Raw genomic sequence first — 16,026 nt, forward strand, 5'->3', positions numbered from 1 at the left:
CCCACACTCTCCGATACGCAACTCAACCAATTTCGATAACCATATTTGGTTAACCTTGATCACTGGTTAACGCCGCTCGTCGGCATAAAAGCAAACGGGCCCTGCATTGCAGGGCCCGTCGCGGTTTCGGTCGAAAGTTGCGGATCGGCGCGCGCTCAGCGGCGCTTCTTTGCACGGCCCGCATAGGGGTTGTCGGAGGTGCGCAACGCCACACGGATCGGAACACCGGAAAGACTGAACGTCTCGCGCAGCCCGTTGACCAGATAACGCACATAGGATTGCGGCATGGCTTCCGGCCGCGAACAAGACACCACGAAACCCGGTGGCCGCGTCTTGATCTGGGTGATGTATTTCACCTTCAGACGCCGCCCTGCGACAGCCGGCGGCGGGTGCTGTGCGACGGCCGCCTCGAGCCAACGGTTGAGACGCCCCGTGGAGATGCGACTGTTCCAAGTGCGGTGCGTCTTCTCCACCGCCTCCATGAGTCGGTCGAAACCGCGCCCGGTTTCCGCCGAGATGGGCACGGCCTGCAACCCGCGCACCTGTGGCAGAAGCCGCGCCGTCTTCTCATGCAGTTCGGCAAGCGTCTCCTGCCGATCCTCGATCAGATCCCACTTGTTGAAGGCGATGACAGGTGCCCTGCCCTCGCGGATGATCAGGTCGGCAATCTGCAGGTCCTGTTTTTCAAACGGAATGGTCGCGTCGAAGACCACGATCACCACTTCGGCAAAGCGCACCGCGCGCAGACCGTCTGAAACGGAAAGCTTTTCCAGCTTTTCCTGAACCCGTGCCTTGCGGCGCATGCCGGCGGTGTCGAACAGCTTGATCTTGCGGTCGCGCCACTCCCAGTCGACCGAGATCGAATCGCGCGTGATGCCCGCCTCGGGGCCCGTCAGCATACGCTCTTCGCCAAGCAATGCGTTGATCAGGGTCGATTTGCCGACATTCGGGCGTCCGACAATGGCAATCCGCAGAGGCTTCGACGAATCATAGACTGCCTCTTCTTCGGAATCCGGCTCAACATCCTCGCCAACGGCAATCTCATCGGTCGATACGATAACCGCTTCCGGCTCTTCGGCGAGCGCAACATCCTCGCCCAGCCCCTCGACAATCGCGTCACGCAGATCCGACATGCCCAGGCCATGCTCGGCCGAAACCTCGACCGGGTCGCCAAGGCCCAGTTCCCACGCGTCGAGAACCCCGCTGCGGGCGGCATTCACGTCCATCTTGTTGGCAACCAGAACCACGGGCTTGCCGCTTCGGCGCAGCACATTGGCAAATGTCGCATCATCCGGCATCACGCCGGCGCGGGCATCGATCATGAAGATCGCGATGTCAGCCTCTTCAATCGCCTGCTCGGTCTGTGCGCGCATGCGCCCTTCCAGAGAAGGAGCCGCAGCGCTTTCCAGTCCCGCCGTGTCGATAACCTCAAACCTCAGGTCCTGCAGCCTGGCAGGATGTGAACGGCGGTCGCGCGTCACCCCCGGCGTGTCGTCGACAATCGCCAGTCGACGCCCGGCAAGCCGGTTGAACAGCGTCGACTTGCCGACATTCGGACGGCCAATGATGGCGAGCTTGAAAGCCATGGTGCTTCTTCAGGTTTCGTTTATTCGGCCGGGCCCGAACCGACGATCAGCTCGATCATCATTTCGGCGCGCTGGCGGGTGTTGCGCGGCGCTTCGGCATCGCTCGCAATCTGCTGGAAAAGCTGCAATGCGTCATCGCGCTTGCCTTCCTTCCAGGCTGCCAGCCCCAGCGCTTCACGCGCCGTGTGGCGCAACGCGTTGCCATCGGCCGTCAGGGTCTCCACCCGCGCCGAAACATCCGCATGTGAACCGTGATCCACGAGCAGGAGCCCCGAGCGCAGACGGGCAATATCGGCAATCACGTCGCTCACCGATCCATCGGCCGCAATCGCGTCGAATGCCGCAACGGCGCCATCCACGTCGCCGTCATCGGCAAGAACCGTCGCCGAGCGCATGCGGGCGAGAAGCGGGTAAGAGCCGTAACCGCTCTCTTCCAGTTCCTCGAAGGCGGCAAGCGCCTCCTCCGTCTCGCCCTGACGCGCCAGGCCAAGCGCCTGCGAGAACGCGTCTCCCGATGCGTTCGCGCGTGACGACGTCCAGCGTTCATAGCCCACATAGCCAGCCGTCGCGACCACGATCAACACGGCCGCGCCGATGGCCACAGGGCCAAAACGACGCCACAGGGATTTGAACTGATCCTGGCGGAGCTCTTCGTTGACTTCGCGAATGAAACTGTCGTCGGACATATGCGACCCATGTTTGGCGGGAGGTCCCGCGCTTTTCCGGTTCCGGGCTTTTTAGACGAAATTTGCCGCCATGGAAGGGGGGGACGGCATTTCGTCCCGAATCATCTGCCTTGAATGTGCCGTAAGACTACAGGCTAGCACGTGCCGTTTCCAAAGTCGGCCATAATTGTCATCTACCGCTGCCCCTCTGAATCGCATTCTGGATACGGCACTGATGTTCAAATCAATGTGCGCCGGGCTCATGACCCTGGCGTCGACCACCCTCTGCTTTGCCGGTGAAACCGCGCAGACTCAATATGTAATCATTTCTTTCGACGGGGCACTGCATCTGGAACAGTGGGAGCGCAGCCGTGCTCTGGCCAGGGAAACGGGCGCGCGTTTCACCTATTTTCTGTCCTGCGTCTATCTTCTGTCTCCAGAAACGCGCAAAGCCTACCAGGCGCCGGGCATGGCGCGTGGTCGCACCAATGTCGGCAGTGGCTATTCGCGTGAGGATGTCGCCGGACGACTGTCACAGATATGGAGCGCCCGCTCGGAAGGCCACGAACTGGCCAGTCATGGCTGCGGGCATTTCGATGGCGGGAAATGGAGTGCCGACGACTGGTCGGCGGAGTTCGATCAGTTTTCCACCATCGTTGCCAATGCCTGGAAGCTGAACGGGATAGAGGGCGAGCCGCAGGGCTGGCAGGAATTCGCCCGTTCCGGGTTCCGCGGGTTCCGGGCGCCTTATCTTTCCACCAGCAAGGGGCTTTTCAGAACGCTGGAGAACAAGGGGTTTGCCTATGATGCAAGCACGGTTTCCAGCGGACCGGCGATTCCTGAGAAACGCAATGGCGTCACCCGGTTCTCTCTTCCTCTCATTCCGGAGGGGCCGCGAGACAGGCAGGTCATCGCCATGGATTACAATCTTTATGTCCGTCATTCCGGTGGAAAGGAGAAGCCAGAAGCGGCTTCCGCCTTCGAACAGCGCGCCTATGAGGCGTTCATGGCATCGTTCGAGAAGGAGTATGCCGGTCGTCGCACTCCCATGCAGCTCGGCTTCCATTTCACGCTCATGAATGAGGGAGCCTACTGGAATGCACTGGAACGCTTCGCCCGCAATGTGTGCGTGAGAGCCGATGTGAAATGCGTGAGCTACCAGACATATCTGGAAGCCGTCTCCGACAGGGCGCCCGCGGCCCAGGGCGGCACCTGAAAAGGTTCAGGCCCGGCGGTTGGTGCCGCCGGGGCCTGTCCTGCAGATCCTGCGGGTGGTCAGTTCCCGCTCTCCCTTTCCTGACGCAATGCCTTGTAGGTGGCATAGAGCATCACCATCAGAAGAATGGCGAACGGAAAGCCGGTCGCAATGGCGCCCGCCTGAAGTGCCGCCAGGCCGCCGCCGAGCAGCAGCACGATCGCAACAAGCCCCTCGAACAGTGCCCAGAACACGCGCTGTGCCACCGGCGCGTCGATCTTGCCGCCGGCGGTGATTGTATCGATGACCAGCGACCCCGAATCCGACGATGTCACGAAGAACACGATTACCAGCACAATGCCGATCAGCGAGCTGATGCCGGCAAGCGGAAGGTCGGCCAGCATGGCGAACAGGGAGAGTTCGGGCACATAGTCGACAACCGTGTCCTGAACCCCCGTATAGCCTTGGGCCAGAAACTGTTCCATCGCCGTGCCGCCAAACGTGGTCATCCACAGAATGGAGACAAGCGTCGGGATGATCAGCACGCAGGTAATGAATTCCCGAACGGTGCGCCCCTTCGAAACGCGGGCGATGAACATGCCCACAAAAGGTGACCAGGAAATCCACCAGGCCCAGTAGAACGTGGTCCAGCCATGCATGAAGCCGGTGTCTTCGCGACCAATCCAGTTCGAAAGCTGCGGCAGTTCCTTCACATAGGACCAGGTGTTGGAAAAGAAGCCGGTGATGATGGCCAGCGTCGGGCCGAAAAGGATGACGAAGAGCAGAAGAAGGATCGCCAGGACCATGTTGATCTCCGACAGCCGCTTCACGCCGGCATCCAGCCCCGCAACCACGGAGATCAGGGCCACGCCGGTAATGCCCATGATCAGCAGAACCTTGACCGTGTCGGTGTTGGGCACGCCATAAAGTTCGTTGAGGCCGGCCAGCGCCTGGGAAGCGCCGAAGCCCAGCGATGTGGCGAGGCCGAACAGGGTGGCGAAAACCGCCATGATATCGATCAGGTGACCGGCCCAGCCGCGCACACGCTCGCCCAGTATGGGATAGAAGGCCGATCGGATGGAGAGCGGCAGGCCCTTGTTATAGGCTGCCAGCGATAGCGAAAGCGCAAGAACGGCGTAGATCGCCCAGGGGTGAAGCCCCCAATGGAAGATCGTGGCGGCCATGCCCATCTCGCGCGCCGCCGGTACTGCGCTGGCGACAAGTTCGCCGTCTGCCAGCGGCGCCTCGAGGCCAAGCGGCGGATTGTTGAAGTGATACATCGGCTCCAGCACGCCGAAAAACATCAGGCCGATGCCCATGCCGGCGGCGAAAAGCATGGCAAACCAGCCGGAGTAGGAATACTCGGGAACGGCATCCTTGCCTCCCAGCCTCACCTTGCCGAGCGGCGTGAACGCCACAACGATGCAAAACAGCACGAAAAGATTTGCCGACAGCATGAAGACCCAGTCGAAGGTCGAGGTCAGCCAGACACGCAGACCGCCCAGAATGCTGCCTGCCGAATCTCGGAAAATCAGTGTGATGATCACGAATGCGACAATCAGCACGGCCGAAATGAAGAAAACGGGGTTGTGAACGTCGAGACCGAGCAGACGTATATTGTCCTGCCCCGGTTCGAGCCCGTGGTCCTCCTCGATGATATCGTTTGACATGTTTCACTCCATCTCTGTCCTGGGCTGGAAGCAAACGACGGAATGGTCGCCCACCACCGGAACACTTCTCCACACGGTCGACGGTGGCCCAAAAGCACAAGCGCTTGTTGTCTGTATGCGACCTTGAGCGTGTGAATTGAGACCAGACTCGGGCAAATGGAAGGCAGATGGAACCCCATTCGACAAAATTTTGCCTGAAAAACGCCCAACTTCCTGCCGCGGTAGAAGTTCTGCACCGTTTTTTGCCTGCCAATTGGTCAGACAATGCGAGAAATCGATAAAAACTGAGCTTGTCTTACGAAGTTTTGCCGGGTTTCATGTGCATGCTATATGGCTATAGGGACATCATTTCATGCGGCTTCAGATGGAACCAAATTGATATCTGCCGCTTATGAACACTGCATAGATTGGAAAGGATCCATGAAAAAATCACTGCTTCTCGTACCGGCGCTTCTTCTTGGCGTCGCAGCCTGCACCCCCACGCAGCAGGGTGCGGCTTTCGGCGGCGCCAGCGGTGCTGCCATCGGCGCACTCGCGTCCGGCAACAAGGTTGAAGGTGCAATCGTCGGCGGTGCCATCGGCACCGTAGCGGGTGCTCTCATCGGCCGCGCGTCGGAAAACAGCAACCGCTGCATCTACCGCGACGAGTACGGTCGCCGCTACGAAGCGCGTTGCCCGCGCGGGTACTGACGCGACAAGGCGGCTGCGGACCTTCCGCAGACACACGCTCTCGGGCCGGGATGTGAAATGCATCCCGGCCCTTTTCGTTTCGGCATGGTGTCATGGCCCCTGCGCCGTGCCGGCAACACACATGCTCCTGTGGTGTATGCCGGCAGCGGGTCTGCCTCTCCTCGCCTTTGGCCCGGATCCGGTTCAGGCATCGGCAGACGCCCGTGGACAATATGCGCGTGAAACCCTCCTGAACCGCCCTGGTCCACGCCCCGGGGCACCCCTGTGAACATCACGCTCCACAGACGCCTCCACCGCGTCGAATTGACTTTTGTCAATCGCCGTGAATAATGTCGAAAGGAGGCGCGGAATGGCTTATCGTCCTGCAGACCAGATCATACACAAGGCCGCCTGGCTATATTACACGCACGGCCTGCGTCAGGACGAGGTGGCGCAGCGGCTCAACATTTCGCGCGCGTCGGTGGCGCTCTATCTGCGCAAGGCCCGCGAGGCCGGCATCGTCAACATCTCCACGTCCACCCACCTCTTCAGCGGCGAGCGTCTCGCCCGCCAGATGGAAGATGCGTTCGGGCTCGAAGCCGTGTGGCTTGTGGGGGAGGATTCCCTTTCGCCCTCGCCGGCTGCAGAAATCCCGACACTGGCTGCCAATGTCTTTCTCGAAATGGTCGAGAATGGCAATCAGGTCTGCGTTGCCTGGGGCCGCACCGTCTACGACATCGCCGACGCCATGAGCTATGCCGACCGCGAAGGTGTGACGGTTGTGGAAATGTGCGGCAATCTCGGCTCGCCCTATGCCTATCGCCCCGACCAGTGCACCATGGAAATCGCCCGGCGGCTCAACGCCAAGGGCCTCAATTTCTATGCCCCCCTTGTTCTGAGCACCGAGGAACTGGCGTGCGCCCTGCGCGAAGAGCCCGTCATCCGCGAACAGCTCGACGGTATCGGCGAATGCGATCTGGCCCTCTTCACGGTCGGCGCGCTCGATACCGACAGCCACGTCATCAAATGTGGCGCCCTCAGCATCGACGAGCTGGAAAAGCTGAAAGGCATGGGGGCCACCGGTGTCATCGCCGGCCAGATCATCACCGCGGATGGCAAATTGCTCGACTGTGACTACAACAGGCGCATGATCTCGGCCGATTTCGATGCCATCCGCGCCATACCGAAGCGCCTGATGGTGGTGCAGGAGGACGAGAAACTCGAACCTCTGAAGGCCGCCATCGCCGGTCGTTTCTTCACCCATCTGGTCACCACCTCCTCCATGGCGACAGCGCTTTTGAAGCACCATGCCGCCAGTGAACCCACGCCGGCCTGATCCTCGCCGGCAAGCGCAACCCTTCAAGACGATACAGGACTGACATGCAGAACCTCTGGAAAGACAGCGAAGCCGAAACGCTCGTCGAGCACTACGCCGCAAAGGGCGTCGACCGCGATCTGGCGCTGCGCGTTTACACGACGCGACTTCTCGGCGGCGAGCCGCGCCTTGTCCTGCATGGCGGCGGCAACACCTCACTCAAAAGCAAGGCCACCGACATTCTGGGCCGCGAATATGATGTCCTTTGCGTCAAGGGCAGCGGCTGGGACATGGGCGTGATCGAGCCCGAAGGGCCTGCCCGCCGTGAAAATGGACGCGCTCCTTGCTGCCCGCAAGCTCGATGCGCTGGCGGACGAAGACATGGTCGCCATGCAGCGCGCCAACCTCATCGATCCGGGTTCTCCGAACCCCTCCATCGAGACGCTGCTGCACGCCTTCCTGCCGCACAAATTCGTCGATCACACCCACTCGACCGCCATCCTCGCGCTGGTCGATCAGGAGGATTCCGAAGCGCTCTGCAAAAAGGTCTTTGGCAACCGGCTGGGCTTCGTGCCCTATATCAAGCCGGGCTTCGACCTCGCCAAGGAAGCCGCCGACATTTATGACAAGAACCCGTCCGTCGAGGGCCTGATCCTCGACAAGCACGGCATCTTCACCTTCGCCGAAGACGCCAAGACGGCTTACGATCTCATGATCGAGTTCGTCACCATGGCCGAGGATTACGTGGCCAAGAACGGCAAGGCGCCGTTCAAGCCCGTGGCGCTGCCAAAGGAACTCGCCACTCCGTCCGAGATCATGCCCTATCTGCGTGGCGCGATCGCCATTGACGAGGGCGAGGGCAAATATGGCCGCATGGTCTGCGATTTCCGCACCTCGCCGAAAATCCTCGACTATGTGAACGCCGACACGGCCGAAGAGCTCGCCACCCGCGGTGTCTCCACGCCCGACCTGTCGATCCGCATCAAGACCGGCCCCATGGTGCTGCCCGCGCCCGAAGCCGGCAAGCTCGATGAGTATGGCAAGGTGATCCGCGAAAAAGTCGCCGAGTTCTCTGCCCGCTACAAGGACTATTTCGAGACCAACAACGCCGCCGACGATGTCGAACGCACCATGCTCGACACCATGCCGCGCCTGACGCTGGTGCGCGGTCTTGGTCTCATCGGCCATGGCCGCAGCATGAAGGAGGCGAAGATCGCCGCCGATGTGGGCGAGATGCTGGTGGAAGCCGTCACCGGCGCCGAGGCCATCGGCACGTTCCATCCGCTGGCGCTTTCCGACCTCTTCGAGCTCGAATACTGGTCGCTCGAGCAGGCCAAGCTCGCCTCCAACAAGCCCAAGCCGCTGTCCGGCCAGGTCACGCTGGTCACCGGCGGCGCTGGCGCAATCGGTGCCGCCACGGCGAAGCTCTTTGCCTCGCAGGGCGCGCATGTGGTCGTCGTCGACATGTACGCCGACAAGGCCGAAGAGGTCGCGAAATCAATCGGCAATGCCGCCATCGGTATCGGTGCCGACGTCACGGATTCCGCAGCCGTTCGCGCCGCCTTCGATAAGGCGCGCGACGTGTTCGGCGGCGTCGATATCGTCGTCTCCAATGCGGGTGCGGCCTGGGAAGGCAGGATCGGCGAGCTGGAAGACGCCACGCTGCGCAAGAGTTTCGAGCTCAATTTCTTCGCCCATCAGAGCGTGGCGCAGAATGCGGTGCGCCTCTTCAAACAGCAGGGCACGGGCGGCGTTCTGCTCTTCAACGCCTCCAAGCAGGCGGTCAATCCGGGCGCGAATTTCGGCGCTTACGGCCTGCCCAAAGCGGCAACGCTGTTCCTCTCGCGCCAATATGCGCTGGATTACGGCTCCATCGGGGTGCGTTCCAACGCAGTCAACGCCGACCGCATCCGTTCCGGCCTCCTGACCAGCGAGATGATCGCCAACCGCTCCACCGCGCGCGGCGTTTCGGAGAAGGATTATATGGGCGGCAATCTTCTGGGCCTTGAAGTGCGCGCGGAAGACGTCGCTCAGGCCTTCCTCAACCACGCCCTCGCCGAGCGCACCACCGCCGACGTCACCACCGTCGACGGCGGCAACATCGCAGCAGCGCTGCGCTGATATAGAAAAACCGGCAGGCCCCTCATCCGCCTGCCGGCACCTTCTCCCCGTAAACGGGGAGAAGGAGGAAGCTTCGATTGTCACGCCTCCATTTGCAACGTTGAGACAGCTCCGCCATCATCGCCACGCTTTCCTTCTCCCCGCAAGCGGGGAGAAGGTGCCGGCAGGCGGATGAGGGGCGGCTCCAACGATCACAAGATCGCTCCTCCATCCAGCCCTCGCCCTTCGACAAGCTCAGGATGAGGGCTCTCGTTGCCACTTCACCGCGTGCCACGTTCCCCGTTCAAGCCGCCCCCCGTGTCCCTGCCCTTTCCCTCATCCTGAGCATCTTGAGCTTGCCGAAAGGCGAAGGGTCAAGGGAAAGGGCACGCACCATCATCTCCGCGCAAAACAAAAAGGGCGGCCCGAAAGCCGCCCTCCTCGATCCACTCTTCCGCGACCTCAGTCGCGCTCAGGCAGCGGCATCCAGTCCGGCACGGCCACATCGGCATGGGCAAACTGTGGCATCTTCGCCGACAGATCGTCCATGTTCTTGATGTCGCCCTCGTTCAGCGCCTGCTGGGTGATCAGCGTCGGCGGCACGATCACGCTCTTGCCCGGCTCCTCGCCGGCCAGAAGCATGGCAAGCGCGCGTACCGACACCTCGCCCACAACAGCGGGGTTGGTCGCAGCCGTTGCCACCCAGGCGCTGCCGGGCTCGCGCATGGCCGAAATGTCGGCCGTCGAAACGTCAGCCGAATAGATCTTGATGCTGTCGGAAAGACCGGCCTCGTCCACGGCAATCTTCACGCCCTTGGCGAATTCGTCATAGGGCGCGAACATCACCTGAATGTCCGGGTTCGCCGTCACCACCGAGCGCGCCTGATTGGCCACCGAATTGGCAATCGGATTGTCGAGCGTGCCAAACTGCGCCACTTCCTCGATGCCCGGATATTTTTCCTTGAATTCGCGCCAGGTCTCGTCGCGGCGGTCGAGCGGCGCAATGCCGGCCACGTAGACATAGCCCGCCTTCCACTCTTCGCCATTGTCCTTGATCGCCTGCTCCAGCGCCAGCCGCGCCAGATCCCGGTCGGACTGCTCGATCTGCGGGATCGCGTCATTCTCGACATTCACGTCGAAAGCCACGACCTTGATGCCCGCATCGACGGCGCGCTGGGCCGCTTCCTTCATGGATTCGGTGAGACCGTGCTGGATGATGATGCCGTCGACGCCAAGTGCAATCGCCTGATCCACCATGTCCGCCTGAAGGGCTGCGTCCTGCCGGCTGTCGAGCACACGCAGGTTCACACCCAGCGCCTCGGCCTGCTTTTCCACACCCGAAAGATAGGCCTGGAAAAAGTCGCCGGTGGAAAGATAGCGCACCAGCGCAATTTCCACGTCACCCGGATTGTCGAATGGCGCGGGCTTGTCCTGTGCGCCGGCTCCTGCCGGCAGGAGCATGGTGGCGCCGGCGAGTGCCGCGGCCATCTTGCCCAGAAGTCTGCGTGAAATTTTCATGTTCTTTCTCCTCCACTGCCTGTTGCTTCCTGTTTCGCGCTACCTGGCATTCCTCCCCAGAAGCGCAAAGGTGAAGATCAGCGCGATGACGAGCACCGCCCCCTTGACGAAATCCTGCGTGTAATAAGGCACGTTCATCATGGTCAGCCCCTGCAGGAGCACGCCCACGAACAGCGCCCCGATGGCCGTGCCGAATGCGTTCGGCTTGGCAGCCCCCAGCACCGCAAAACCGATCAGTGCCGCCGCCACCGCATCCAGAAGCAGATTGTTGCCCGATGCGATGTCGCCGCGCCCAAGGCGTGCCGCCAGAAGAATGCCGCCGATTGAAGCGAACACGCCCGAAATCACATAGGCCCAGATGCGATAGGCCTTGACCGGCGCACCGGCAAACTCCGCAGCCCGCGCATTGGACCCCACCGCATACATCATGCGGCCAAACCGCGTGTATTCAAGGAAGAACCAGATCAGGAGCGCAAGCACGATCAACACCACCACCGAGGCCGGAACGAGGTTTTCTATGAAGAGATCGAACCGATGCCGCCCGAGCGCCAGAAACGCCTGGCTGAACGTGCCTTCGGCCGTCGAACCGTCGGGCAGCGTCATGCCGGTGGCGATGGAGCGTCCCTCGGTCGGAATGCGCTGCAAGCCGATCAGCAGAAACATCATGCCGAGCGTTGCCAGAAGATCGGGCACCCGCATGTAGCAGATGATCAAACCGTTGATCAGCCCCACCAGCGCACCGATGGCAAGGCACACCAGCACCGCCACGAGCGCGTTCTGCTCCAGCACCACCATCACATAAGCCGCCGCCATCATGGAACTTGTGGCAATCGAGCCGATGGAAAGGTCGAAACCGCCCACCACCAGCGTCGCTGTCACGCCAAGCGCCAGAATGCCGGTGATCGAAACGGATTGCAGGATGAACACCGCCGCCTGCGGCGAGGTGAAGCCGCGCGTGGCAAGCGAAAAGAAGATGATCAGCCCCACAAGCAGGCTGAGAAAACCGTAGCGGATTGCCAGCTCGCGCATTGAAAGCCCCTCTTTCGGCCGCGCATCAGCCTTTGCTTCCACTGCGCTTTCCCGTGCCGTCTGGCTGTCCATTCTCATTCAGCTCCCTGTCACTTCCAAACGCTGTCCGGCAACCTCTGCCAGAAGCCGGTCCATGTCCACATCGGCATTGCGATGCTCGCCAACAATCGTGTTTTCCGACATGACGAGAATGCGGTCTGCCGTTTCCAGCGCCTCATCCAGCTCGGTCAGAAAAATGAGTGTCGCACGGTCGCCAGCACTTTCTCGCAGCTTGGCCGCAATGTCGTGGCGGGCCGCAATGTCCACGCCCTGAAACGGTTCGTCCAGAATGAGCAGCCGAGAAGGCTGCGTCAGCCAGCGCGCCACCGTCACCTTTTGCTGATTGCCGCCCGAAAGCGTCGCCAGATCGTCACGCTCGGTGCGGCAGACGATCTTCAGATCGGCAATCTGGTCCCGCGCCGTCTGGCGCTCGGCGCGCCGCCGCATCACGCCCGCATTGGCGAAACGCGGCAGAAAGGGCAGGCTCATATTCTCATAGATGTTGAATTCCGGCACGATACCCGTGGAGGCGCGATCCTTGGCGACGAGGAAAACACCGTCCCTGATCGCCCTTGCCGGTGTCTTCGGTGCGTAAGGTCTGCCGTCCAGTTCCATCGTGCCCGAAAGCGGCGCGTGAATGCCAAACAGCGTCTCGGCGAGCTGCGTCTTGCCCACGCCCACAAGGCCCGTCACGGCAACGATCTCGCCGGCCCCCAGATCCATCGTGATCGGCTTAGCACCCTGAGCGATCCTGAGATCGCGCGCCGAAAAGACCGGCGTTCCTGCCGCGCGAACGTCAACGCTGTGGCGGCCGAGATTCTGCCCCAGCATGGCATTGACCGCGCCTTCGTAATCGAGCGGCTTTTCTTCGAACTGGCCGACAATCGCCCCGTCACGCAGGCTCACGATACGGTCCGCCAGACGGCGGATATCCGACATGCGATGCGAAATGTAGAGAATGGCAACGCCCCGTGCCTTCAGCCGGTCGATCAGCGCAAAGAGCCGTTCGGCCTCATTGCTCGAAAGCGACGAGGTCGGTTCATCCAGAATCATCACCTGCGGCTCGTGCGACATGGCGCGGGCAATCGCAACCATCTGACGGTCGGCAAGCGGCAGGTCGGTGACTTCCGCATTGAGGTCGATTTCCAGCCCCATGCGATCGGCCACGTCGCGCGCCTCGCGGCGCACCTTGCGCGGGTTGAAGAAAAAACCGCTGCCCGCACCATTAAACCGGTCGAGCACGAGATTGCTCGCCACGTCCAGCGCACCGACAACACCGTCATTGATGTTCTGGTGAACCGTCACCACGCCGGCACGCATCGCCTCTGCGGGGGTGGTGGGGGAGAAGGGCTTGTCACCCAGCATCATCACACCACGGTCGGCGCGATGAACGCCGCTCATGATCTTGACGAGCGTCGACTTGCCGGCGCCATTGGCGCCCATCAGAACCGTGACTTCACCCGCGCGCAGCTCGAGCCCCACACCGCGCAAAACGGCGTTTGGTCCAAACGCTTTGGTCAAACCGGCAATGCGAAAAATGGCAATGTCGCCCATAATCTCCTCCCAATGTGACGCTAGCAGGTAACAAGCATTTGTCAACACGATTGACAAATGACAGAGCATTGGTAGCGTGGCATCAGAATTGACGGCGCTGGCATCATGGTCATCGTCCTTCTCTCCCCACTCGGCGAGAAGGTGCCGGCAAGCCGATGACGGGCAAACGTCACACGCTCGCGTGCGAATGGGAGGAGATGGAGACATGAAAGAAAACGCCTTCGAGGCTCTGACGGTGGAAACCCTGCCGGCGCGCCTTGGCAGCATTCCCGAGATCGCGGACCGGCTCGGCGGCACGCCCACAGGCTGGAAGGTCCGCGAAGTGGGCGACGGCAATCTCAATCTCGTCTTCATCGTGGAAGGTGAGGCGCAAACGCTCATCATCAAGCAGGCGCTGCCTTATGTGCGGCTCGTCGGCGACAGCTGGCCCCTGCCGCTCAAACGCTCCTTCTTCGAGTATCACGCGCTGACACGTCAGGAGCAGCGAGCCCCCGGCACCGTGCCTGCCGTCTACTATTTCGATGAGGCTCAGGCGCTCATCGCCATGGAGTTTCTCGCTCCGCACATCATTCTTCGCCGCGCCCTCATCGAGGGGCAGGAACTGCCGAGGATCGGCAGGGATCTGGGTCTCTTCATGGCCCGCACCCTCTTCCGCGGGTCCGACCTTTCCATGAAGGCAGCGGACCGCAAGGCCGATCTCGCCCTCTTTGCAGACAATGTCGATCTTTGCGACATCACGGAAAATCTCGTCTTCTCCGATCCGTATTTCGAAGCGCCGATGAACCGGCACACACCCGGTCTTGACGCGCTGGTGAAGGAGCTGCGTTCAGACCGCGACCTGAAGGTCGCCGCGCAGCGCATGAAGCATCTTTTCGCTTCAAAAGCCGAGACCATGGTTCATGGCGACCTGCATTCGGGCTCCGTCATGGTCACGAAGGACGACACCCGCGTCATCGATCCGGAATTCGCCTTCTACGGCCCCATGGCCTTCGATGTCGGCATGCTCATCGCCAATTACTGGATGGCCTATTTCTCCCAGCGCGGGCATGAGGAGAACGGCAGCCGCGCCTCCATGCGTGCCTATCTGCTTGGCGTCATCTCCGAGACCTGGACCACCTTCCGCGACGAGTTCGCCCATCTGTGGCGCACCGAGCGCAGCGGCATGCTCTATCAGGCATCGCTCTATGAAGACCAGGGTGATGCGCTTGGCTCCGAACAGGCGCTCAATCACGTGATCCACGATCTGTGGACCGACATGCTTGGCTTTGCCGGCATCGAGATGCACCGCCGCATTCTGGGCCTCGCCCACAATGCCGACTTCGAAGACATAGCCGACGAGAGCCTTCGCGCTGCCTGCGAGGCTCCGGCGCTGAAATTCGGCCGCCACATCGTCGTCAATCGCAACAACATTCAGTCGCTGGCCGAACTTGACCGGCTGGCCGAAGCACTTGATCAGGGGAAACTGTCATGAAGGTTGGAGACAAGCACTACCGCACCATCTGGGTGAACGAGGATGGCTGGTCTGTCGACCTTATCGACCAGCGCTGGTTGCCGCACGAGCTGCGCATCGAAAACGTGAAGACAGTCGAGGGGATCGCCACTGCCATCCGCGACATGTGGGTGCGCGGCGCGCCGCTGATCGGCGTCACCGCCGCCTATGGCGTTGCCATGCGCATGCGCGAGGATGCATCCGATGCCGCACTCGATGCGGTGTGGGAACAGCTCCACGAGACGCGCCCCACCGCGATCAATCTGCGCTGGGCGCTGGATGAAATGCGCGGCCTCCTGCGCGACATCCCCGAGGCCGACCGTGCCGAGGCGGCCTACAGGCGCGCCGCCGAGATCGCTGATGAAGATGTGGAATTGAACCGCGGCATCGGTCGGAACGGTCTCGAAATCATTCGCCAGATCGCCGCCCGCAAGAAGCCCGGCGAGCCGGTCAACATTCTCACCCACTGCAATGCTGGCTGGCTTGCCACCGTCGATTTCGGCACCGCCACCTCGCCCATCTACCACGCGGTGGAAGAAGGCATTGCCGTCCATGTCTATGTGGACGAAACCCGTCCGCGCAATCAGGGCGCGCAGCTCACCGCCTGGGAGATGGCCGGTCATGGCGTGCCGCACACGCTGGTGGTCGACAATGCCGGCGGGCATCTGATGCAGCATGGCATGGTCGACATGGTGATCGTCGGCACCGACCGCACCACCGCCGATGGCGATGTCTGCAACAAGATCGGCACCTATCTGAAGGCGCTGGCGGCGAAGGACAACAACGTCCCCTTCTACGTCGCGCTGCCCTCACCCACCATCGACTGGACGGTGCATGACGGCGTGAAGGAAATTCCCATCGAGGAACGTTCGGGCGACGAGGTTTCGCTCGTCTGGGGCAAGGACAAAGATGGCAAGGTGCGGCAGGTGCGGATTTCGCCCGAGGCGTCACCCGCCGGAAACCCCGCCTTCGACGTGACGCCGGCCCGTCTGGTCACCGGTCTCATCACCGAGCGCGGCATCGCCGATGCGTCACCCGAAGGGCTTGCCAAACTCTTCCCCGACCGGGCGAAATCGAACGCTGCGTGAATTTCAGAAAACGATTCAGAAATCCGGGAGAATCGCCTGATTCTGAATCGTTTTCGGGAAAAATCGGACATTTTCCGGAAAACCGAGAACCGCCGCTTTGGCACTAACC

Annotated in this window: 11 protein-coding genes and 1 pseudogene; 6 read left to right on the forward strand and 6 right to left on the reverse strand. The window is 61.5% G+C overall.

Annotated elements, in window-relative coordinates:
- Window positions 1-155: 155 nt before the first annotated feature.
- Complete coding sequence (gene der / locus AB2N04_RS16270; protein ID WP_367715558.1) at window positions 156-1,586, reverse strand: ribosome biogenesis GTPase Der; 1,431 nt, start codon at window positions 1,584-1,586, stop codon at window positions 156-158.
- 20 nt (window positions 1,587-1,606) lie between these two features.
- The gene (locus AB2N04_RS16275) at window positions 1,607-2,272 is read right to left on the reverse strand and encodes a tetratricopeptide repeat protein (RefSeq protein WP_367715559.1); all 666 of its coding nucleotides are present in this window, start codon (window positions 2,270-2,272) and stop codon (window positions 1,607-1,609) included.
- Window positions 2,273-2,513: 241 nt separating this feature from the next.
- Between AB2N04_RS16275 and AB2N04_RS16280 the strand changes: the two genes are divergently transcribed.
- Window positions 2,514-3,467 (forward strand): polysaccharide deacetylase, encoded by a 954-nt coding sequence (locus tag AB2N04_RS16280; protein WP_367718837.1) that lies wholly within the window; start codon window positions 2,514-2,516, stop codon window positions 3,465-3,467.
- 59 nt (window positions 3,468-3,526) lie between these two features.
- On the opposite strand, the gene AB2N04_RS16285 is transcribed toward AB2N04_RS16280, so the two are convergent.
- Entirely contained in the window at window positions 3,527-5,116 is a 1,590-nt protein-coding gene (locus AB2N04_RS16285; RefSeq protein ID WP_367715560.1) for a BCCT family transporter, read from the reverse strand.
- A 420-nt stretch (window positions 5,117-5,536) separates the two neighbouring features.
- Between AB2N04_RS16285 and AB2N04_RS16290 the strand changes: the two genes are divergently transcribed.
- The 3 genes and pseudogenes from AB2N04_RS16290 (at window position 5,537) to AB2N04_RS16300 (ending at window position 9,221) form a co-directional block, all read left to right on the forward strand.
- Window positions 5,537-5,806: a YMGG-like glycine zipper-containing protein gene (locus tag AB2N04_RS16290; protein WP_367715561.1), complete on the forward strand. Its 270-nt coding sequence runs from the start codon at window positions 5,537-5,539 to the stop codon at window positions 5,804-5,806.
- 349 nt (window positions 5,807-6,155) lie between these two features.
- Window positions 6,156-7,121, forward strand: a complete 966-nt coding sequence (locus tag AB2N04_RS16295; protein WP_367715563.1) for a sugar-binding transcriptional regulator — start codon at window positions 6,156-6,158, stop codon at window positions 7,119-7,121.
- Between the two features lie 44 nt (window positions 7,122-7,165).
- A pseudogene (locus AB2N04_RS16300) lies at window positions 7,166-9,221 on the forward strand (bifunctional aldolase/short-chain dehydrogenase).
- Window positions 9,222-9,662: 441 nt separating this feature from the next.
- On the opposite strand, the gene AB2N04_RS16305 reads toward AB2N04_RS16300, so the two are convergent.
- The 3 genes from AB2N04_RS16305 to AB2N04_RS16315 all read right to left on the reverse strand — a co-directional run bounded on the left by AB2N04_RS16305 (window position 9,663) and on the right by AB2N04_RS16315 (window position 13,340).
- On the reverse strand, window positions 9,663-10,718 hold the full coding sequence (locus AB2N04_RS16305) for a substrate-binding domain-containing protein (protein WP_367715565.1): 1,056 nt from the start codon (window positions 10,716-10,718) through the stop codon (window positions 9,663-9,665).
- A gap of 39 nt (window positions 10,719-10,757) precedes the next feature.
- A complete protein-coding gene (locus AB2N04_RS16310; protein ID WP_367718838.1) occupies window positions 10,758-11,747 on the reverse strand; it encodes an ABC transporter permease in 990 nt (329 codons plus the stop codon).
- Window positions 11,748-11,825: 78 nt separating this feature from the next.
- Window positions 11,826-13,340, reverse strand: a complete 1,515-nt coding sequence (locus tag AB2N04_RS16315; protein ID WP_367715566.1) for a sugar ABC transporter ATP-binding protein — start codon at window positions 13,338-13,340, stop codon at window positions 11,826-11,828.
- A 205-nt stretch (window positions 13,341-13,545) separates the two neighbouring features.
- Between AB2N04_RS16315 and mtnK the strand changes: the two genes are divergently transcribed.
- Together mtnK and mtnA are read left to right on the forward strand one after the other, a co-directional pair.
- Window positions 13,546-14,811 carry an S-methyl-5-thioribose kinase gene (gene mtnK / locus AB2N04_RS16320; protein ID WP_367715568.1) on the forward strand — a complete coding sequence of 422 codons (1,266 nt, stop codon included), beginning with the start codon at window positions 13,546-13,548 and terminating at the stop codon, window positions 14,809-14,811.
- Complete coding sequence (gene mtnA / locus AB2N04_RS16325; protein ID WP_367715569.1) at window positions 14,808-15,917, forward strand: S-methyl-5-thioribose-1-phosphate isomerase; 1,110 nt, start codon at window positions 14,808-14,810, stop codon at window positions 15,915-15,917. The genes mtnK and mtnA overlap by 4 nt, the downstream gene beginning before the upstream one ends.
- Window positions 15,918-16,026: the final 109 nt, after the last annotated feature.

The sequence above is a fragment of the Nitratireductor sp. GISD-1A_MAKvit genome (assembly GCF_040819555.1).
Taxonomy (GTDB): domain Bacteria; phylum Pseudomonadota; class Alphaproteobacteria; order Rhizobiales; family Rhizobiaceae; genus Nitratireductor.

Coding starts and splice junctions, on each gene's coding strand:
- AB2N04_RS16305 (WP_367715565.1), bottom strand. CDS start 10,718: ATGAAAATTTCACGCAGACTTCTGGGCAAGATGGCCGCGGCACTCGCC.
- mtnA (WP_367715569.1), top strand. CDS start 14,808: ATGAAGGTTGGAGACAAGCACTACCGCACCATCTGGGTGAACGAGGAT.
- AB2N04_RS16280 (WP_367718837.1), top strand. CDS start 2,514: ATGACCCTGGCGTCGACCACCCTCTGCTTTGCCGGTGAAACCGCGCAG.
- mtnK (WP_367715568.1), top strand. CDS start 13,546: ATGAAAGAAAACGCCTTCGAGGCTCTGACGGTGGAAACCCTGCCGGCG.
- AB2N04_RS16275 (WP_367715559.1), bottom strand. CDS start 2,272: ATGTCCGACGACAGTTTCATTCGCGAAGTCAACGAAGAGCTCCGCCAG.
- AB2N04_RS16310 (WP_367718838.1), bottom strand. CDS start 11,747: ATGCGCGAGCTGGCAATCCGCTACGGTTTTCTCAGCCTGCTTGTGGGG.
- der (WP_367715558.1), bottom strand. CDS start 1,586: ATGGCTTTCAAGCTCGCCATCATTGGCCGTCCGAATGTCGGCAAGTCG.
- AB2N04_RS16285 (WP_367715560.1), bottom strand. CDS start 5,116: ATGTCAAACGATATCATCGAGGAGGACCACGGGCTCGAACCGGGGCAG.
- AB2N04_RS16295 (WP_367715563.1), top strand. CDS start 6,156: ATGGCTTATCGTCCTGCAGACCAGATCATACACAAGGCCGCCTGGCTA.
- AB2N04_RS16315 (WP_367715566.1), bottom strand. CDS start 13,340: ATGGGCGACATTGCCATTTTTCGCATTGCCGGTTTGACCAAAGCGTTT.
- AB2N04_RS16290 (WP_367715561.1), top strand. CDS start 5,537: ATGAAAAAATCACTGCTTCTCGTACCGGCGCTTCTTCTTGGCGTCGCA.